The organism is Streptomyces sp. MBT53 (assembly GCF_016654115.1).
In the GTDB taxonomy this organism is placed as follows: Bacteria; Actinomycetota; Actinomycetes; order Streptomycetales; family Streptomycetaceae; genus Streptomyces.
Window position 1 is genome coordinate 1 of record NZ_JAEQAZ010000168.1, and the last position, 18,654, is coordinate 18,654.

General features: G+C 68.6%; 18 protein-coding genes and 1 pseudogene. 8 read left to right on the forward strand and 11 right to left on the reverse strand.

The genetic code is table 11. The features are described from left to right. Positions 1–225 precede the first annotated feature (225 nt). From JHN45_RS39670 to cseC, 4 genes are all read left to right on the forward strand, one after another. Positions 226–765: a SigE family RNA polymerase sigma factor gene (locus JHN45_RS39670; protein ID WP_019064956.1), complete on the forward strand. Its 540-nt coding sequence runs from the start codon at positions 226–228 to the stop codon at positions 763–765. Beyond that, the gene (locus JHN45_RS39675; RefSeq protein WP_200717439.1) at positions 753–1,412 is read left to right on the forward strand and encodes a hypothetical protein; all 660 of its coding nucleotides are present in this window, start codon (positions 753–755) and stop codon (positions 1,410–1,412) included. Before JHN45_RS39670 ends, JHN45_RS39675 begins: the two co-directional genes overlap by 13 nt. A 212-nt stretch (positions 1,413–1,624) precedes the next feature. After that, positions 1,625–2,332, forward strand: coding sequence for a two-component system response regulator CseB (gene cseB, locus JHN45_RS39680; RefSeq protein ID WP_200717440.1), 708 nt, complete (start codon positions 1,625–1,627; stop codon positions 2,330–2,332). 8 nt (positions 2,333–2,340) lie between these two features. Then, entirely contained in the window at positions 2,341–3,684 is a 1,344-nt protein-coding gene (gene cseC / locus JHN45_RS39685) for a two-component system sensor histidine kinase CseC (protein ID WP_201054351.1), read from the forward strand. A 37-nt stretch (positions 3,685–3,721) separates the two neighbouring features. Here the strand turns inward: cseC and JHN45_RS39690 are convergent, their stop codons facing one another. From JHN45_RS39690 to JHN45_RS39705, 4 genes are all read right to left on the reverse strand, one after another. Next, positions 3,722–4,579 (reverse strand): class I SAM-dependent methyltransferase, encoded by an 858-nt coding sequence (locus JHN45_RS39690; RefSeq protein WP_307783324.1) that lies wholly within the window; start codon positions 4,577–4,579, stop codon positions 3,722–3,724. Then, positions 4,576–5,010: a VOC family protein gene (locus tag JHN45_RS39695; protein WP_200717669.1), complete on the reverse strand. Its 435-nt coding sequence runs from the start codon at positions 5,008–5,010 to the stop codon at positions 4,576–4,578. The genes JHN45_RS39690 and JHN45_RS39695 overlap by 4 nt, the downstream gene beginning before the upstream one ends. Beyond that, a complete protein-coding gene (locus JHN45_RS39700) occupies positions 5,007–5,504 on the reverse strand; it encodes a helix-turn-helix transcriptional regulator (RefSeq protein WP_201054355.1) in 498 nt (165 codons plus the stop codon). Before JHN45_RS39700 ends, JHN45_RS39695 begins: the two co-directional genes overlap by 4 nt. Before the next feature lie 350 nt (positions 5,505–5,854). Then, positions 5,855–7,447: an MDR family MFS transporter gene (locus JHN45_RS39705; RefSeq protein WP_200715439.1), complete on the reverse strand. Its 1,593-nt coding sequence runs from the start codon at positions 7,445–7,447 to the stop codon at positions 5,855–5,857. A gap of 138 nt (positions 7,448–7,585) precedes the next feature. Here JHN45_RS39705 and JHN45_RS39710 point away from each other — a divergent pair, with 138 nt between their 5' ends. Then, positions 7,586–8,194, forward strand: coding sequence for a TetR/AcrR family transcriptional regulator (locus JHN45_RS39710; protein WP_200715438.1), 609 nt, complete (start codon positions 7,586–7,588; stop codon positions 8,192–8,194). On the opposite strand, the gene JHN45_RS39715 is transcribed toward JHN45_RS39710, so the two are convergent. Continuing rightward, a complete protein-coding gene (locus JHN45_RS39715) occupies positions 8,191–8,772 on the reverse strand; it encodes a M23 family metallopeptidase (RefSeq protein ID WP_200715437.1) in 582 nt (193 codons plus the stop codon). The two genes, JHN45_RS39710 and JHN45_RS39715, sit on opposite strands and share 4 nt — an antisense overlap. A gap of 443 nt (positions 8,773–9,215) precedes the next feature. Between JHN45_RS39715 and JHN45_RS39720 the strand changes: the two genes are divergently transcribed. Continuing rightward, on the forward strand, positions 9,216–9,830 hold the full coding sequence (locus JHN45_RS39720; RefSeq protein WP_201054352.1) for an HAD family acid phosphatase: 615 nt from the start codon (positions 9,216–9,218) through the stop codon (positions 9,828–9,830). Between the two features lie 47 nt (positions 9,831–9,877). Next, positions 9,878–12,925, forward strand: a complete 3,048-nt coding sequence (locus tag JHN45_RS39725) for an NACHT domain-containing NTPase (protein ID WP_201054353.1) — start codon at positions 9,878–9,880, stop codon at positions 12,923–12,925. Between the two features lie 75 nt (positions 12,926–13,000). Here JHN45_RS39725 and JHN45_RS39730 read toward each other — a convergent pair whose 3' ends face one another. Then, complete coding sequence (locus JHN45_RS39730; protein ID WP_200715434.1) at positions 13,001–15,529, reverse strand: ATP-dependent Clp protease ATP-binding subunit; 2,529 nt, start codon at positions 15,527–15,529, stop codon at positions 13,001–13,003. A gap of 441 nt (positions 15,530–15,970) precedes the next feature. On the opposite strand from JHN45_RS39730, the gene JHN45_RS39735 reads away from it, so the two are divergent. Further along, the gene (locus JHN45_RS39735) at positions 15,971–16,597 is read left to right on the forward strand and encodes an SCO3374 family protein (protein WP_200715433.1); all 627 of its coding nucleotides are present in this window, start codon (positions 15,971–15,973) and stop codon (positions 16,595–16,597) included. Here JHN45_RS39735 and JHN45_RS39740 read toward each other — a convergent pair. The 5 genes and pseudogenes from JHN45_RS39740 to JHN45_RS39760 form a co-directional block, all read right to left on the reverse strand. Beyond that, positions 16,576–16,911 (reverse strand): Lsr2 family protein, encoded by a 336-nt coding sequence (locus JHN45_RS39740; protein WP_019075461.1) that lies wholly within the window; start codon positions 16,909–16,911, stop codon positions 16,576–16,578. The two genes, JHN45_RS39735 and JHN45_RS39740, sit on opposite strands and share 22 nt — an antisense overlap. Positions 16,912–17,135: 224 nt before the next feature. Then, on the reverse strand, positions 17,136–17,669 hold the full coding sequence (locus tag JHN45_RS39745; protein WP_200715432.1) for an amino-acid N-acetyltransferase: 534 nt from the start codon (positions 17,667–17,669) through the stop codon (positions 17,136–17,138). Between the two features lie 9 nt (positions 17,670–17,678). Then, positions 17,679–18,092 (reverse strand): BlaI/MecI/CopY family transcriptional regulator, encoded by a 414-nt coding sequence (locus JHN45_RS39750; RefSeq protein ID WP_200715431.1) that lies wholly within the window; start codon positions 18,090–18,092, stop codon positions 17,679–17,681. A gap of 122 nt (positions 18,093–18,214) precedes the next feature. Further along, positions 18,215–18,394 (reverse strand): hypothetical protein, encoded by a 180-nt coding sequence (locus JHN45_RS39755; protein WP_019075458.1) that lies wholly within the window; start codon positions 18,392–18,394, stop codon positions 18,215–18,217. A gap of 48 nt (positions 18,395–18,442) precedes the next feature. After that, a pseudogene (locus JHN45_RS39760) lies at positions 18,443–18,654 on the reverse strand (hypothetical protein); the annotation flags it as partial.

An 18,654-nucleotide genomic window follows, 5' to 3' on the forward strand; every position in this document is an offset into this window, starting at 1 on the left:
GGCAACACCCAAAACGCCCCATACCCACCCCAACAACCCAGCCCCCTTACCCCGGACCTACTTCCGTTACACAACCGACGGACAGCCGAGCGCTCCCCGCAGGCTGCTCCGCACAGTGCCGTGACAACCCCTCCGTAGCTTCATTCCTGTGCCGCAGACCGGCGGGACGCAGCAAAGGACAACCGGCAGCAGGCGGGTCGGAAACGGGGATGGAGGCGGTTGATCATGGCGCAGGGCGAGGTGCTCGAATTCGAGGAGTACGTCCGCACCCGACAGGACGCGCTGTTGCGCAGCGCCCGCCGGCTGGTGCCGGACCCGGTCGACGCCCAGGACCTGCTGCAGACCGCGCTGGTGCGGACGTACGGCCGCTGGGAGACCATCGAGGACAAGCGCCTCGCGGACGCCTACCTGCGCCGCGTCATGATCAACACCCGCACCGAGTGGTGGCGGGCCCGCAAGCTCGAAGAGGTCCCCACCGAGCAGCTCCCGGACGCGAGCGTCGACGACGCGACCGAGCAGCACGCGGATCGGGCGCTTCTTATGGACATCATGAAAGTTCTCGCTCCGAAACAGCGCAGTGTTGTCGTCCTGCGACACTGGGAGCAGATGTCCACCGAAGAGACGGCCGCCGCCCTCGGCATGTCGGCCGGTACGGTCAAGAGCACGCTGCACCGGGCGCTCGCCCGGCTCCGGGAGGAGCTGGAAGCCCGCGATCTGGACGCACGCGCGCTGGAGCGTGAGGAGCGGGAGCGTTGCGCGGCCTGAGCGACACCCCAGGACCCAGCAGGGTCCGCGGTGGTTTCGAGGCGGCGTTCACGGCGATGGCCGTGCTCGCCGCCCTAGCCCTGTTGGTGTCCGGCTGCGCCACGGGCGGCACCGGCGCGCGTGACGAGGGCCCGGCGCACTCCGACTCGGTGGGCGTCGCCGAAGTGCCCTCCGCCACCCCGTCCGCGACGGCCGACGACCATGTGGACGCGGTGAAACTGGTCAAGGACGACCCGAAGGTCTCGGCGGCGGTCAAGCACGAGCTGAAGCCGTGCGTAGCCGACGAGTACGCGGTCGACGTGTCCTACGGCGAGCTGACCGGCGGTACCGTCAACGACGTCGTCGTCAACGTGATGACCTGCGGCGACGCGGTCGGCATCGGCTCGTACGTGTACCGCGCGACGGGTGGGACGTACGAGAATGTCTTCAAGGCCGAGGAACCCCCGGTCTACGCGGAGATCGACCGCGGCGATCTGGTCGTCACCAAGCAGGTGTACGAGAAGGGCGACCCGGTGTCGAGTCCGTCGGGCGAGAACGTGATCACGTACCGCTGGACGTCGGGCCGTTTCGTCCAGGAGTACAGCACGCACAACGAGTACAGCAACGCGGTCGGAGGCGACGCCTCGCCGGCGCCGAGCGGAAACTGAACGGATCCGAACCCGACCGGAAACCGAACCGAACCCGACCGGAAACTGAACCGAATCCGGACGAAACGGAACGGAATCCGAGCGGACCCGAACCGAATCCGATCGGGAACCGAACCGATCGGACCCCCCGATCCGATCCTTCAGTGAACGCGGACGCCCCCTCGGGCGTCCCATGCTTGAGAACGACCCACACGAGGACTGAGAGCACCGGGATGGCAGAACAGACCCACGTCCTGTTCGTCGAGGACGACGACGTCATCCGTGAGGCCACCCAACTCGCCCTGGAGCGGGACGGCTTCGCGGTCACGGCGATGCCCGACGGACTGTCGGGCCTGGAGGCGTTCCGGGCGAACCGCCCCGACATCGCGCTCCTGGACGTGATGGTCCCCGGCCTGGACGGCGTGAGCCTGTGCCGCCGTATCCGCGACGACTCGACCGTGCCGGTGATCATGCTGTCGGCACGCGCCGACTCCATCGACGTGGTCCTCGGCCTGGAGGCAGGCGCGGACGACTACGTGACGAAGCCCTTCGACGGCGCCGTCCTGGTGGCCCGCATCCGCGCGGTCCTGCGCCGCTTCGGCCACGCGAGCGGCACCGACCGTACGGCGGACACCGGGGCGGAGCCGGTCGACGGCGGAGTGCTCACCTTCGGCGACCTGGAGATCGACACCGAGGGCATGGAGGTGCTCAAGGCCGGACAGCCGGTGGCGCTGACCCCGACCGAGATGCGCCTGCTCCTGGAGTTCTCCTCCGCACCGGGCACGGTCCTGTCCCGCGACAAACTGCTGGAGCGGGTGTGGGACTACGGCTGGGGCGGTGACACCCGGGTCGTGGACGTCCATGTGCAGCGGCTGCGCACGAAGATCGGCCAGGACCGGATCGAGACGGTCCGCGGCTTCGGCTACAAGTTGAAGGCCTGAGCAGGGGTATGCGGGGGAATTCACGGCGCAGGGTCCCGTCGTTCATGGAGAGAGCGGGCATCCGTACGGGCCTGAGATGGAAGCTCAGCGCGGCCATCGCACTGGTCGGCACGCTGGTCGCGATCGCGCTCAGCCTGGTCGTGCACAACGCGGCCCGGGTCTCGATGCTGGACAACGCGCGCGACCTCGCCGACGAGCGGGTCCAGATCGCCCAGCGCAACTACGAGCTGTCCGGGCGCCCCAACTTCCCCAGCATCAAGATCGACGACCCGAGCCTGCCGCCGGCGCTGCGCCAGAAGGTCGAGGAGGGCCGCAGGGCCACGTACGTCACCGACCGGCCGCACGGTATCCCGGACATCTGGGCGGCCGTACCGCTCAAGGACGGCCATGTGATGTCGCTGCACACCGGGTTCACCGACCGCAGCACGGACATCCTCAAGGACCTCGACCAGGCCCTGGTGATCGGCTCGATCGCGGCGGTCCTCGGCGGCAGCGCGCTGGGCGTGCTGATCGGCGGCCAGCTCTCGCGCCGGCTGCGCAAGGCGGCGGCCGCGGCGAACCAGGTCGCGAAGGGCGAGACGGACGTACGGGTACGGGACGCGATCGGCGGAGTCGTACGGGACGAGACCGACGACCTCGCGCGCGCGGTGGACGCGATGACGGACGCGCTGCAACAGCGGCTCGAGGCCGAACGCCGGGTCACCGCGGACATCGCACACGAACTGCGCACCCCGGTGACAGGCTTGCTGACCGCGGCCGAACTCCTCCCTCCCGGCCGCCCGACGGAGCTGGTCCTGGACCGCGCGAAGGCGATGCGCACCCTCGTCGAGGACGTCCTGGAGGTCGCCCGTCTCGACGGGGCCTCCGAGCGGGCCGAGCTGCAGGACATCATGCTGGGCGACTTCGTGAGCCGCCGGGTGATCGCGAAGGACCCCGACGCGGTGGTGCACGTAGTCCACGAATCGGCGGTCACCACCGACCCGCGCCGCCTGGAGCGCGTGCTGTTCAACCTGCTGGCCAACGCGGCGAGGCACGGCAAGCCGCCGATCGAGGTCTCGGTCGAGGGCCGGGTCATCCGGGTCCGCGACCACGGCCCCGGCTTCCCCGAGGAACTCCTCGCGGAGGGCCCGAGCCGCTTCCGCACCGGCAGCAAGGACCGCGCGGGCCACGGCCACGGCCTGGGCCTGACCATCGCGGCGGGCCAGGCCCGGGTCCTCGGCGCCCGGCTGACCTTCCGCAACGTCCGCCCCGCGGGCGCGCCGGACCACATCCCGGCGGAGGGCGCGGTCGCGGTGCTGTGGCTGCCGGAACACGCACCGACGAGCACGGGCAGCTACCCGATGCTGCCGTAGTTCTTCGAAGAAGAGGTCGGCCACCCTGAACGAGGGCTCATGTGCCGGCCACCATGACCTCCTCCCCCCGAGACGGCCCCACGCCGTCCGTCCTCCCCCCGAAGTACCGCTCGGCGAGATCCCCGGCCGACACGTACCGCACCTCCCGGAACCCGCACTCCCGCCCCAGCGCGAGCACCTGCTCCGGCGTGAAGAAGCTCAGGAACGGCGTGCCCGCGGCACGGGCGCCCGCCACCGCCACCTCCAACTGCGCGCGCTGCTCCGGCTCCACGTCCTCGACGGGCCGTAGGAAGGTGGTCACCAGGGTGGAGCCGGGGGCGAGCCCGGCGACGAGTCGGAACATGTCGGTGATCGCGTCCGGGGTGAGGTACATGATGACCCCGGTCGCGGCCACCACAGCGGGCCGCCCGAAGTCGAGCCCGGCGGCGGCCAGTTGCCCCCACCAGTCACCTTCGAAGTCCACCGGCACGAACCGCAGCCAGTCCGGCACGTCGTACCCGAGCTCCGCCAGCCGCCGCCGCTTCCAGGCCTGGGTACCGGGCCGTTCGACCTCGAACACCCTTATTTTCGCGCCCAGTTCGGGCCGCCGCTGAGCGAAGGTGTCCAGCCCGGCACCGAGCACGACGTACTGGTCGACGCCCTTGGCGACCTCCTCCGCCACCACGTCCTCGACAAACCGGGCCCGCGCCACGATCGACGCGCGGATCCGGCGCGTGGCCTCGACGTCCATGTCGGGCCGCTCCCGCCAGTCGTCCCCGGGTCCCACGAGCCGCAGCCCGACCTCGTCCTCGATGACATACGGCGGAGCGTCGGCCCGGACATGCAGGGCCCGCCACAACGCGACCCGCACCGCCGTATGATCCGGCTCGACCTCCGCCACCGGCCCCCCGCTCACGCGAAGTCCTTGGAGAAGTCGAGCTCCTCGCGGCGCTCGGTCAGCGAGTACCAGTTGCCGCTGTCGTCACGGAAGATCGCCTCGACGCCGTACGGCCGTTCCTTGGGCTCCTGGATGAACTCGACCCCACGTGCCTTGAAGGTCGCGTAGTCACCGCGGCAGTCGTCCGTACGGAACGCCCCGGCCCCCAACACCCCTTTGCCGACCAGCTTCTTCAACGCCTCGGCGGACTCCGGATCGAGCCCCGGGCCGTCCAGGCTCATCAACGCAAGCTCGACGCCCGGCTGGTTCTTGGCACCGACGGTGACCCACTTCATGTCCCCCATCGAGATGTCGTCCCGGACCTCGAAGTCCAGTTTCTCGGTGAAGAAGGCCTTGGTGCGCTGTTGGTCGAAGGTCCACACGGTGGTGATGCCCAGTCCCTGGATCATGGCTCCGCACTCCTGTCGGACGAGGTAGAAGGAGAAATCGAGGTGGCTTCCTGTCCCGGTTCCTCTTTCTCACCGTAGGCAGGGCGGGCAGCGGCACGCTTCTTCAAAGTTGCGGAGGGGAAACCGCCGGCCCAGAGCATCGCGTAGCACCCCGGGATGAGGGCGGCCCCGCGCCCCACGTGCTCGCTCCGGTACTCGCTCGGGGTCAGCCCGGTCCGCGCCTTGAACCGGGACGAGAAGGTCCCCAGGCTGCTGAAGCCGACGAGATGGCAGATCTCCGTGACCGAGAGATCGGCGCTGCGCAGCATCTCCTCGGCCCGCTCGATCCGCCGATGGGTCAGATACTGGCCCGGCGTCTCGCCGTAGGCCTCCTTGAAGGCGCGGAGGAAGTGATACCGCGAATATCCGGCATGCGCGGCCACCGCCCCCAGGTCGAGCCCCGGCTCGGCCCAGTCCCGGTCCATGGCGTCCTTGGCCAGCCGCAACTGCCGCATCTTGTCCATGAGCCCGATGGTGACACGCCCCACTGACAACAGAGCCGAGCATCATCCAGCCCGTCCGGCGCCTTCTCAACGTAGGCCGGCACCCCCAGCCCGTCCGGCGCCTTCTCAACGTAGGCCGGCACCCCCAGCCCGTCCGGCGTTTGAGGACGAGGCCGTCCAGGCCGAAGCGGGGGTCTGGGGGCGGCAGCCCCCAGTGACGGGACGGGAAGGGGCGGCGGGGGCGAGAAAACAAAACGAAGGCCCCCCGGGGCGGACACCAACCGGGGGACCTTCAGCTCACTGCCGCCGAACTCAGACTACTTCAGACGGCTTCAGACGACCTCAGACGAACGCGGACGACCTCAGACCGCCTCGACGATCGACACCGGCGCCACCGTCTCCGCACCCTCACCAGACTTGGGCGCAGCCGGCCCCGCCCCCTTCAGCGGAACCTCCTTCACGAACACCGCCGCCACCAGCGCCAGCACCGTCACCACAGCCCCCAGCAGGAACGCGGAGTGGACACCGGCCGACACCGCGTGCTGGTACGCCTCACGCGCCACCTCCGGCAGCTTCGCCAGACTCTTCGCGTCCAGCTGAGCCGACTGCTCGGTCACCTTGGCCCCCAGCGCCCCGGCCTTCTGGCTCATGACGTCCTGGACCCGGTTGTTGAACAGCGCGCCCATGATGGCGACACCGAACGACGAGCCGAGCGTCCGCGACAGCGTGCTCGTGGAGGACGCGACGCCCATGTCCTTCATCTCGACGCTGTTCTGCGCGACCAGCATGGTGATCTGCATCAGGCAGCCCATGCCGAGCCCGACGACGGCCATGTACACACCGGACATGAACCGGGTCGTGTCGACGTCCATCGTGGACAGCAGGTACAGACCGACGCCCATCAGGATGCTGCCGGCGACCGGGAACACCTTGTAGCGGCCGGTGTTGGTGGTCACCCGCCCCGCGACCATGGAGGTCACGAGCATCGCGCCGAGCATCGGCAGGAGCAGCAGGCCGGAGTTGGTCGCGGACGCGCCCTGCACGGACTGCTGGTAGAGCGGGAGGAACAGGGTCGCGCCGAACATCACGAAGCCGGTGATGAAGCCGATGACGGCCATCAGCGTGAAGTTGCGGCTGCGGAAGATGTGCAGCGGCACGACCGGCTCGGTGGCCTTGGTCTGCCAGAACACGAACCCGACGAGCGCGGCCACACCGAGCGCGATCAGCTCCATGATCCGCACGGAGCTCCAGGCGTACTGCGAACCGCCCCACGTGGTGACGAGCACGATGGAGGTGATGCCGACGGTGAGCAGTCCGGCGCCCAGGTAGTCGATGCGCGCCTGTGAGCGCTTCTTCGGGAGGTGCAGTACGGCGCTGATCGCGGCGAGCGCGACGACGCCCAGCGGCAGGTTGATGTAGAAGGACCAGCGCCAGCCCCAGTTGTCGGTGATGGTGCCGCCGACGAGCGGTCCGCCGATCATCGCGAGCGCCATGACACCGGCCATCATGCCCTGGTACTTGCCGCGCTCACGCGGCGGGATGAGGTCGCCGATGATCGCCATGACACCGACCATGAGACCGCCGGCGCCGAGCCCCTGGATGGCGCGGAAGCCGATGAGCTGGCCCATGTTCTGGGCCATGCCGCTGAGCGCGGAGCCGACCAGGAAGATCACGATCGAGGTCATGAAGGCGCCCTTGCGCCCGTACATGTCACCGAGCTTGCCCCACAGGGGAGTCGAGCTGGCGGTGGCGAGCGTGTACGCGGTCACGACCCACGACAGATGCTCAAGTCCGCCCAGCTCACCGACGATCGTCGGCATCGCGGTACCCACGATCATGTTGTCGAGCATCGCGAGCATCATGGTGATCATCAGGGCGAGCAGGACGACCCGCACGCTCCTGGGCTGCTTCTCGGTCTCCCCCGACCCCTTGTCGACCGTCTGTGTGTCCGCCATCGTTCCCACTCCCCTGGCTACCGCTGAATACCGCTAGCGTCCGGCTACTTACTTGCCGCCCGGCTAGTTGACTACACTCAGGGAAAGTAGACCCGCAACTAGCCGGGCGTCAAGTAAGTTTGCTGGAGCATGAGACGGATGGGCGGCACCATGGACGGCACCAAGCGGCAACGTCGCGGAGACACCCGCCAGCGCATCCAGGACGTCGCGCTCGAACTCTTCGCCGAGCAGGGCTACGAGAAGACCTCGCTGCGCGAGATCGCCGAGCACCTGGACGTCACGAAGGCGGCGCTCTACTACCACTTCAAGACCAAGGAAGAGATCCTGGTCAGCATCTTCGAGGATCTGACCCAGCCCATCGAGGATCTGATCGAGTGGGGCCGCGACCAGCCGCACACCCTGGAGACCAAGCAGGAGATCGTACGGCGCTACGCCGTCGCGCTCGACGGCGCGACCCCGCTGTTCCGCTTCATGCAGGAGAACCAGGCGACGGTACGGGACCTGCGCATCGGCGAGCGCTTCAAGGAGCGCATGCGTGGCCTGCGGGAGATCATGATCGACCCCGAGACGAGCCTGGTCGACCAGGTCCGCTCGCTGAGCGCGATCTTCACGCTGCACGCCGGCATGTTCGCCGTACAGGACCTCGAAGGCGACCCCGAGGACAAGCGCAAGGCCGTCCTGGAGGTCGCCACCGACATGATCACGCAGGCCCACGCGGGCACGAAGCCCGCCGGGGACAAGTCCTAGACGGTCACACCCTTGCCGCGCAGGAACGCGACCGGGTCTATGGCCGAGCCGTAGTTGGCGGTCGTACGGATCTCGAAGTGCAGGTGGGGACCGGTGGAGTTGCCGGTGTTGCCGGACAGGGCGATGTGCTGACCGGTGCTGACGACCTGGCCGACCTTCACGTCGATGCGCGAGAGGTGGGCGTACTGCGAGTAGGTGCCGTTGCCGTGCTTGATGACGATGGCGTTGCCGTACGCGGCGCCGTCACCGGCGCCGTTGCCGCCGGCCTTGACGACGGTGCCGCCGTGCGCGGCGACGACGTTGGTGCCGCTGGCCACGGCGAAGTCCTGCCCGCTGTGGGTGGACTGCCACAGGCCGCCGGCCTGGGCGAAGCTCGCGGAGAGCGTGTACTTCTTCACCGGGTCGACCCAGGAGGCGGCGGTCTTCGCGCTGACCGTCTTCGGCGCCACGCTCGCGGTGGCGGCGCTCGCGACCCCGGTGCCCAGAACGGCGGTGGCTCCCAGTCCGACGGCCAGGACGGCCACCCGGGTGCGGAGCGGAGTCGTACGGGCAGAGCGGGTAGCGGAGCGCTGGAACATCGGAACCTCACGGGGTCGGGGACAGAAAAGCCACCCGGCGCACGGACGGCCACCGGATGACACGTCCATTGGTAACCCGCACCCCCACGGACCCCCAAACACCCCTTCTACGACGGAAGCTAGTACTTCACCGCAAAACTTCCGACTTCTTGACAGAGCGCCCTTTCTCTATAAATCGCCCCCCTGACGGTAAAAACACCCATCCGGTTCCACGCGAAAAGTCCTTTTTGCGCCGAACGAGGCTTACGACTACCCGTCCTAGTAGGGGTCGAATCGCCTGTGCGGCTTGTCACCGGCCGGGGCGGTCACCGACCCCGGGAATGTGGCGCAGACCTCTATACACCTACCGTCCAGTAACCCTACGGTTCCCCTCACGCCACCCTCGCCCGCGATCATGCCTTCCGCACCGGCACCGCACCGACGTGAGAGGAACCCCCACCCCCATGACGAGACGACGCCCCTGGGCCCGCCGTACCGCCACCGTCGCCGTATCCGCGATCGCCCTCGCGGCGCTGACCGTCCCCGCGGAAGCCGCGACGACGAGCACGACCACCGCGACCGCCGCCGTGGACTACGCGACCTGGCAGACGGACTGCCAGACGGTCATGAACCAGGCCCTGCCCTACCTGCAGCAGCGCATCGCGGCGACCCAGCCCGGTGAGAAGCAGGCGATCGTCTTCGACATCGACAACACCACCCTGGAGACCGACTTCGGCTTCAGCTGGCCCCAGCCGGCCAACAAGCCGGTGCTCGCGGTCGCCAAGTACGCCCAGGAGCACGGCGTTTCGCTGTTCTTCGTCACGGCCCGCCCCGGCATCATCTACCTGCCGACCGAGTACAACCTCGAACACGACGGCTACGACGTCGACGGCCTCTACGTCCGCGGCCTCCTCGACCTCTTCAAGGACGTCGCCACCTACAAGACCGCCCAGCGCGCCGACATCGAGTCCAAGGGCTACACGATCATCGCGAACATCGGCAACAGCGCCACCGACCTGTCGGGCGGCCACGCCGAGAAGACCTTCAAACTGCCTGACTACGACGGCCAGTTGTCGTGACCGGTTAGGCTCCGTCCGTTCGTGCGACGACGGGGGTGGGGCGGCCGATGGAGCCTGCGGTACTCGGTGGGAAACTGGCGTCCGGCCTGATCACACCGCTGCTGAAGAAGCTGTTCGTCCCCGAAGGGCCGGGCGCGGGCCTGGTCGACAAGCCGGTCCGGCTGTCGAACCTCGTCTCCTTCAAGGGCGAGAAACGCACGCTGACGGATAAGGACGTCCACAAGCTCGCCGACCGCCTGGTCGCGCGAGCGGTGGACTCCCCCGGCGAAGCGCCCTTCCCGCCCGACGAACAGACCGCGGTGGCCGACGCGTTGGCCCGCCGCCTGCTCGCCCTCGGCGACCTGGACATGGACGACGTACAGGCCGTGCGCCTCGGACACCGCGAACTGGCACGGCAGTTGGAGCACGGCGCCCCGGTCCCCGCCGGACTGTCCACCGACGCATGCCACTTCCTCGCCAACGCCACCGAGTGGGCCTGCCTCCAGATCCTGGAGTTCTTCACCCGCCGCTCCACGTTCGTCGCCCGCACGCTGGTGGAACAGACCCGCACCCAGGCCGAACTGATCGCCCGTGTCGACGAGTTGATCGCCCGCACCCCACGCCCCGGCACCCACGACCGCGCCTTCGAACGCCGCTACCTCTCCTACATCGCCGAACGCCACAACCACATCACCATCTACGGCATCGATCTGCGCGACTCCCCGGACCGCTGGCCCCTCGAAGTGGCGTACCTCAGCCTGGAGGCGACGGAGGAACACCCCCTCTCCGAGGAGCACCCCGGCGCCCGCTACGACCGCCAACTCCCCGCCGAGGAAGCCCTGTCGACCCACGACCGGGTCCTGTTGCTCGGTGACGCGGGCTCCGGCAAGACGACCCTGGTGCAGTGGCTCGCGGTGACGGCGGCGCGGGACGGCGACCGCATCCCGTACGTCCTTCCCCTGCGCACCCTCGTCCGGGCCGGCCAACTCCCCTCCCCCGCGGCTTTCTTGGCGGCGACCGACTGCCCCCACTCCCCGCCCGAGGGCTGGACCGAACGCGTCCTGACCGCCGACCGGGGCCTGATCCTGGTCGACGGCTTGGACGAGATCCCCTCCGCCGACCGCCACCGCACGCGCGACTGGCTCCAGGCCCTGATCCGCGCCTTCCCGGGCAACCGCTGGCTCCTCACCTCCCGCCCCACGGCGGTACGCACCGGCTGGCTGGCCTCCGAGGGATTCCGCGAACTGACCCTGGCCCCGATGCGCCGCCCGGAGGTCAGGACCTTCGTCCAACGCTGGCACAAGGCGGCCGACGCCCCGGAGTACGAGGGCCCGCTCCTGGACTCCCTGCACGCGAAACGGGACTTGGCCCGCCTTGCCACCAACCCCCTGATGTGCGGCCTGATCTGCGCCCTGCACCGCGAACGCCGGGGCTATCTCCCCACCGGCCGCAAGGAGTTGTACGACGCGGCCCTCACTATGCTGCTGGCCCGCCGGGACCGGGAGCGGGGCATGGGAGCGCTGGAGGGAGCGGAGCTGGGCGAGGAGGCCCAGCTGGAGATCCTGCAACGGCTCGCGTATTCGCTGGTGTTGAGCGGCCGCACGGAGATGGACGTGGAGACGGCCGAGGGGATCGTGGAACGCTGCCTGCCGACGGTGGCCTCGGCTGCGGGGCAGGGCGACGCGGGGACCGTCCTGCGCACCCTGATGCTCCGCAGCGGCCTGCTGCGCCAACCCGCCGACGGCGTCGTCGACTTCGTCCACCGCACCTTCCAGGACTATCTGGGTGCGCGGTACGCCGTGGAGGAGGGTCACCTGGACGTCCTCACCAGTCACGCGGACGACAGCCAGTGGGAGGACGTGATCCGGTTGGCGGTGGCCCACGCCCGGCCGCGCGAACGGGCCGTGGTGCTACGCCAGTTGCTGTCCCGGAACGAGCCCCGGCTCACGCTTCTGGCCCTGGCCTGCCTCGAACACGCGACGGCGTTGGACCCGGGGGTGCGGGCGGAGGTCGAGACGCGGGCGTCCGCGCTGATTCCGCCGCGTACGACGGAGGACGCGCACGCGCTGACCGAGGCCGGGCCACTGGTGCTGGAGCTGCTGCCGGGACCCGAGGGGCTGACCGACGCCGAAGCCCGATGCGTGACGGTCACCGCCTCCGTCCTGGGCGCGGAGGAGCCCGAGGGCGCGATGGCGGTACTGCGTCGCTTCCGCGACCATCCGTCCTTCGACGTACGGCGTCAACTCGCCGGCACCTGGGACCGGTTCGACATCCGGGAGTACGCGGTCGAGGTACTCGACCATCTGGTCCGGGACGATCTCTTCGTACGGTGCTCGTCGCCCGAACAGCTGGCGGCGCTGCGGCTGATGCGCCCCTGGCGCAGGCTGACCGTCACCGGCTCGCCCGAGCTGGGCGAGGTCGTCGACGCCGTCCGTGATCCGGACGCGGTCGACCTCCTGAGCCTTGAGCACAACATGGCCGTGTCCGCCTTGGACGAGGTGCTGGCCTTCCGGTCGCTGAACTCACTGTGGCTGCAGGACTGCTTCGGCGTCCGGGGTCTCGCCCGCCTGTCCGAACTGCCGCTCACGGAACTGGCGTTCAACCGCCTCCGCGATCCATCGGGCCTGGCGGCGCTGCGCGGACTCACCCGGCTCTCCCTGGACCAGCCGTTCGACAGCGATGACCTTTCCGACCGTCTGCCCCTGGACGCGCCCCTTGAGTACCTGTTCCTGGGCCAGGAAACGCTGGCCACGACCGGTCTGCGCGGTCTGGAGGCATGGCCGACGCTCACCACCATCAGCATCGGCAGGCCGCCCGCCGTCATGGGCGCCTGGGACTGGGGCTGGGAGCAGGTGACACGCCTGCCCGTCCTGCGGAACCTCGTCCTGAACACCTCGCCCAGCCGCTACGCCCTGGAATCCATGCCGGAGCTGCCCTCCGTCGAGTGCCTGCGCGTGCCCGCCCGGGGCAAGGCCGACAAGCACTTCAGCACCCTCGCCTCCCGCCTCCCGGGCCTGCGCGAGGTGACCCTCAAGACCTCCGGCAGAAGAGGCGTACCTCTCGACACCTACGCCGCCCTCTTCCCCACCGCCGAAGTAACCGACGACCGCCTCTGACCCCTCCCCGGACACACGAAAGGGGCCGGTGCCCAAAGGCACCGGCCCCTTTCCGAGTCGTAAAGCCCTGAAGCCTTACGCCTCCTTGCTCAAATTCGGACCCGCGCCACCAGCGGCCGCGTCCTCGATCGGCGGCACATCGGGAAGCGCCGACTTCTCCTCGCCCCGGAAGGTGAAGGTCTTGGTCTCGCCCTCGCCCTCCGTGTCGACGACCACGATGTGACCGGGGCGCAGCTCGCCGAAGAGGATCTTCTCCGAGAGGGTGTCCTCGATCTCGCGCTGGATCGTGCGCCGCAGCGGACGCGCGCCCAGGACGGGGTCGTAACCCTTCTTGGAGAGGAGTTCCTTGGCGGCCTGGGACAGCTCGATGCCCATGTCCCGGTCCTTGAGGCGCTCGTCCACCTTGCCGATCATCAGGTCGACGATCTGGAGGATGTCCTCCTGGGTGAGCTGCGGGAAGACGACGACGTCGTCCACGCGGTTGAGGAACTCGGGGCGGAAGTGCTGCTTGAGCTCGTCCGAGACCTTGTTCTTCATGCGCTCGTAGTTGGACTTCGTGTCACCCGTGGCCGCGAAGCCCAGGTTGAAGCCCTTGGAGATGTCCCGCGTGCCGAGGTTGGTCGTCATGATGATGACCGTGTTCTTGAAGTCCACGACCCGGCCCTGGGAGTCGGTCAGGCGACCGTCCTCCAGGATCTGCAGCAGCGAGTTGAAGATGTCCGGGTGGGCCTTCTCGACCTCGTCGAAGAGGACGACCGAGAACGGCTTGCGGCGGACCTTCTCCGTCAGCTGGCCGCCCTCTTCGTAGCCCACGTATCCGGGGGGCGAACCGAAGAGACGCGAGACCGTGTGCTTCTCGCTGAACTCCGACATGTCGAGGGAGATCAGCGCGTCCTCGTCACCGAAGAGGAACTCGGCGAGCGCCTTGGACAGCTCGGTCTTACCGACACCGGACGGGCCGGCGAAGATGAACGAACCACCGGGACGCTTCGGGTCCTTGAGGCCCGCACGCGTACGACGGATCGCCTTCGAGAGCGCCTTGACGGCGTCCTTCTGGCCGATGACCCGCTTGTGGAGCTCGTCCTCCATGCGCAGCAGACGCGAGGACTCCTCCTCGGTCAGCTTGAAGACCGGGATGCCGGTGGCCGTCGCGAGAACCTCGGCGATCAGCTCGCCGTCGACCTCGGCGACGACGTCCATGTCGCCGGCCTTCCACTCCTTCTCCCGCTTGGCCTTGGCGGCCAGGAGCTGCTTCTCCTTGTCGCGGAGGGAGGCGGCCTTCTCGAAGTCCTGCGAGTCGATCGCGGACTCCTTGTCGCGGCGGACGCCGGCGATCTTCTCGTCGAACTCGCGCAGGTCCGGCGGCGCGGTCATCCGGCGGATGCGCATCCGGGAGCCGGCCTCGTCGATCAGGTCGATCGCCTTGTCCGGCAGGAAGCGGTCCGAGATGTACCGGTCGGCCAGCGTGGCCGCCTGCACGAGCGCCTCGTCCGTGATGGAGACACGGTGGTGCGCCTCGTAGCGGTCGCGCAGGCCCTTGAGGATCTCGATGGTGTGCGGCAGGGACGGTTCCGCGACCTGGATGGGCTGGAAGCGGCGCTCGAGAGCGGCGTCCTTCTCCAGGTGCTTGCGGTACTCGTCCAGCGTCGTCGCACCGATGGTCTGCAGCTCGCCACGGGCCAGCATCGGCTTCAGGATCGAAGCGGCGTCGATGGCGCCCTCGGCGGCACCCGCACCGACCAGCGTGTGCAGCTCGTCGATGAACAGGATGATGTCGCCGCGGGTGCGGATCTCCTTGAGGACCTTCTTCAGGCGCTCCTCGAAGTCACCGCGGTAGCGGGAGCCGGCGACCAGCGCGCCGAGGTCCAGGGTGTAGAGGTGCTTGTCCTTGAGGGTCTCGGGCACCTCGCCCTTGACGATGGCCTGGGCGAGACCCTCGACGACGGCGGTCTTGCCGACGCCGGGCTCACCGATCAGGACCGGGTTGTTCTTCGTACGGCGGGACAGCACCTGCATGACCCGCTCGATCTCCTTCTCGCGCCCGATGACCGGGTCGAGCTTGGACTCACGAGCGGCCTGGGTGAGGTTCCGGCCGAACTGGTCGAGGACCAGGGACGTCGAGGGGGTGCCCTCCGCAGGGCCGCCGGCGGTGGCGGTCTCCTTGCCCTGGTAACCGGAGAGCAGCTGGATCACCTGCTGCCGCACACGGTTGAGATCAGCGCCCAGCTTGACCAGGACCTGGGCGGCGACGCCCTCGCCCTCACGGATCAGGCCGAGCAGGATGTGCTCCGTGCCGATGTAGTTGTGGCCCAGCTGGAGGGCCTCGCGGAGCGACAGCTCCAGGACCTTCTTGGCACGGGGAGTGAAGGGGATGTGACCGGACGGCGCCTGCTGGCCCTGTCCGATGATCTCCTCAACCTGCTGGCGGACCGCCTCAAGCGAAATGCCGAGGCTCTCCAGGGCCTTTGCGGCGACACCCTCACCCTCGTGGATGAGACCCAGGAGGATGTGCTCGGTGCCGATGTAGTTGTGGTTGAGCATCCGGGCTTCTTCCTGAGCCAGGACGACAACCCGCCGCGCGCGGTCGGTGAACCTCTCGAACATCGTTAATCGCTCCTCAGAGCGGTCAGGCAGTAAGGGGACGCTCCCCTCCCTGTCCTTCCGCAGCTTAGTCCCGCAAGCGGGGACCGCTCATTCCAACTGCCGACACCGGACCGAGAACCAACACTGCCTCCTGAACCGTAACGCCGACATCTGCTCCAACCTGATGGTGCGAGACGATGTTCCCGCAGGCCAGGCAGTTACCCTCACCATGAGTACGCCGATGGCGAACGTGAGACGCCCTTTTCTGCGTGTCGCCCCCTCCCACTAGGGATTGTCTTACCCGTACGGACTGACACTCCATGCCGAGCGCACCGGTTCCCTCCGCTACGGGCGAACAACCTTGCGCGGTCCATCGCCCCGAACGCCCCCTTTTCCGGCACCCTGCGCAATCACCGGACCACCCAGCGTAACTCTCGGGCCGGTTCGACGGTTGCACTTGGCATGGTTGGCACAGTCCCCCCGGTCACCACGGTCCCCTCCCCCCGTCGCCCGCTCGATCCGGACGACCGACGGCGGCACTGGTACGAGAACGAACTGGGGTGGCGGACGGTGCCCGGAGAGCCGCTGCGGCTCGTCACGGGGCTGCGTTTCGACGTCCTGGACGTGCCGGTCGAAGCCGGTGTCGCGGCGCTGTGGCGGCTGGGGCCCGACTCTCCGGTGGCCGTACGGGGCGACCGGATGCGGCTGCTGGTGGCCGCGGGCAGCGCGGAGGAGCTGCCGGGGCTGCTGGACTGGCTGGAGTGGGGCGCTCTGGCGCCGGCGCTGGATCTGGTGGCGCTCGGCGAGGGCGGGCACACGGAGGCACCGCCGGTTCCCGGGACGGGGCCCGCGCAGGGGCACCCCGGGAAGTCGCTTCCCGCGGGTCGCCCGGATCCCGTGCAGGGGGCCGCCGTATGGCTGCGGCCCCCCGAGCCGGGGCGCGAGGTCGAGGCCTCGCTGCCGACACTGTCGGCCGTGGGGGGCGCTGGGGGCGCCCCTGATCTCGTACGACTCGTGGACACGGTGGCCACACAGTGCCACCGGGTCCGGCTGCGGCGCTCGTGCGCTCAGCCGTTGGCCTTCTCGTAGGCCTCGCGAATGGACGCGGGAACACGGCCGCGGTCGTTGACCTCGTAACCGTTCTCCTTGGCCCACGCGCGAATCTGCGCCGTGTCCTGGCTGCCACCGGTAGCGGCGCGCGCCTTTCCACGACCACCCGAAGCACGGCCGCCGGTACGGCGTCCGCCCTTCACGTAAGCGTCGAGAAGACCACGGAGCTTGTCCGCATTCGCAGTGGTGAGATCGATCTCGTACGTCTTGCCGTCCAGTGCGAACGTCACCGTCTCGTCCGCCTCGCCGCCGTCGAGGTCGTCGACAAGAAGGACCTGAACCTTCTGTGCCACCGGATTTCCTTTCATCGATAACTTGCGGGCCTGGGGTCTGCGGCGTCCGCCGTTTCGCCGTCCCCTGTTATATGCAGTACTGCAGTACGTCGGAAAGCAAACCGCTTTTGCTGGAAAAACACAAACCCCTGGGAGAGACCGAGTGACCTCCCCGGTCCGGAAAGATGCGCGTTTCGGACATAGGGAACCTGGGCAGGGCCTCCGGGCCGAATTGAGCGCAGCGATCACAGATGCAGAAGCATCCGACTGTTGCCCAAGGTGTTCGGTTTCACTCGTTCGAGACCCAGGAACTCCGCCACGCCCTCGTCATAGGAACGCAACAGCTCCGCGTAGACATCGGTGTCAACGGGTGTCTCACCGATCTCCACGAAGCCGTGCTTGGAGAAGAAGTCCACTTCGAAGGTGAGACAGAAAACGCGACGAACGCCTAGCCAACGGGCCGTGTGCAGCAACTTCTCCAGCAACTGATGACCTACACCGGCGCCCTTCAACCCGGGCTTCACGGCGAGAGTACGGACTTCCGCGAGGTCTTCCCACATCACGTGCAGTGCGCCGCAGCCGACGACCTCGGCGTTGTCGTCGCGTTCGGCGACCCAGAACTCCTGTATGTCCTCGTAAAGAGTCACGGTCGCTTTGTCGAGCAGGATGCGACCGCGAACGTAGGCGTCAAGGAGTCGGCGCACCGCCGGCACATCACCGGTCCGGGCCCGCCGGACGGTGATGGCTTTCGCGGTGACTTCTGGGTGCTCTGCTGACATGAGCGGACGCTATCGCCCGCCGCCGGAGGGCGCGGAGCCGGGGTTCTCGACGCCATCCGCGGGTTCGGGTGTTTCCGGTCCCTGGACGATGCGTACGGCGCTGCGCAGGGCCTCGCGCTGTTCGTCGCTCATCATCCCGAAGAAGGCGACGAGAGCGGCCGCGGGGTTGTCGCTCTGGGACCAGGCGTCGTTCATCAGGGCCGCCGAGTAGGCGGCCCGTGTGGAGACCGCCTCATATCGATACGCCCGGCCTTCCGCCTCGCGACGCACCCAGCCCTTCTGATGGAGATTGTCCAAAACGGTCATCACCGTGGTGTACGCGATCGACCGTTCCTGCTGAAGGTCTTCCAGGACTTCTCGAACGGTCACCGGGCGGTTCCACTTCCACACCCGCGTCATGACCGAGTCTTCGAGTTCTCCCAATGGGCGAGGCACAGCTCAGAACCATAGTGGAAAAGGCACAAAAAGGGCGTACGACTCGGAAAGCACGCGCACGCGTGCGGGAGTCGTACGCCCTTGAAGGCGCCGCCGAAAAGGCGGGGGGGTCAGGCTTCGGTGGTCGAAGAGGCCTGGCGGGCGCTCTCCGCGCGCGCGATGGCGGCGTCGACGGCCGCGTCCTCCTTGGCCTTCATGGCCCCGCCCTGGGTCTTCACGATGACCCGGATCAGTCCGATGAAGAACACGGCCATGACGACCGGGGGCACGAGCGCGGAGACATAGTCCATGCCCTCCAGAGTAGCCACGGGCCCTGGAGGGGACGGGGCGGGGTCGCTTCAGCCGGCGGCGAGCTGCTGCGGGGGATTCGCCGGGGGCGGTGCCGGTTTGCGCCGGGGGAAGACCTCGCCCGGGGTGGGGATCGGCCGGGACGGCTTGGGAGCGGTGGGCGCGGGTGCGGGCGCCGGCCGCTCCACGGGCTTGCGTACGGGCTCCTTGGCGTCCTCCCCGGCCAACTCCCCGCCCGCCCCCGAAAGGCCGCCCGAGCGGC

Bases quoted from the DNA above. Each gene is read 5' to 3' on its own strand.
- JHN45_RS39670 (WP_019064956.1), top strand. From the start codon at position 226: ATGGCGCAGGGCGAGGTGCTCGAATTCGAGGAGTACGTCCGCACCCGA.
- cseB (WP_200717440.1), top strand. From the start codon at position 1,625: ATGGCAGAACAGACCCACGTCCTGTTCGTCGAGGACGACGACGTCATC.
- cseC (WP_201054351.1), top strand. From the start codon at position 2,341: ATGCGGGGGAATTCACGGCGCAGGGTCCCGTCGTTCATGGAGAGAGCG.
- JHN45_RS39695 (WP_200717669.1), bottom strand. From the start codon at position 5,010: ATGATCCAGGGACTGGGCATCACCACCGTGTGGACCTTCGACCAACAG.
- JHN45_RS39700 (WP_201054355.1), bottom strand. From the start codon at position 5,504: ATGCGGCAGTTGCGGCTGGCCAAGGACGCCATGGACCGGGACTGGGCC.
- JHN45_RS39705 (WP_200715439.1), bottom strand. From the start codon at position 7,447: ATGGCGGACACACAGACGGTCGACAAGGGGTCGGGGGAGACCGAGAAG.
- JHN45_RS39710 (WP_200715438.1), top strand. From the start codon at position 7,586: ATGGGCGGCACCATGGACGGCACCAAGCGGCAACGTCGCGGAGACACC.
- JHN45_RS39715 (WP_200715437.1), bottom strand. From the start codon at position 8,772: ATGTTCCAGCGCTCCGCTACCCGCTCTGCCCGTACGACTCCGCTCCGC.
- JHN45_RS39720 (WP_201054352.1), top strand. From the start codon at position 9,216: ATGACGAGACGACGCCCCTGGGCCCGCCGTACCGCCACCGTCGCCGTA.
- JHN45_RS39725 (WP_201054353.1), top strand. From the start codon at position 9,878: ATGGAGCCTGCGGTACTCGGTGGGAAACTGGCGTCCGGCCTGATCACA.
- JHN45_RS39730 (WP_200715434.1), bottom strand. From the start codon at position 15,529: ATGTTCGAGAGGTTCACCGACCGCGCGCGGCGGGTTGTCGTCCTGGCT.
- JHN45_RS39735 (WP_200715433.1), top strand. From the start codon at position 15,971: ATGGTTGGCACAGTCCCCCCGGTCACCACGGTCCCCTCCCCCCGTCGC.
- JHN45_RS39745 (WP_200715432.1), bottom strand. From the start codon at position 17,669: ATGTCAGCAGAGCACCCAGAAGTCACCGCGAAAGCCATCACCGTCCGG.
- JHN45_RS39755 (WP_019075458.1), bottom strand. From the start codon at position 18,394: ATGGACTATGTCTCCGCGCTCGTGCCCCCGGTCGTCATGGCCGTGTTC.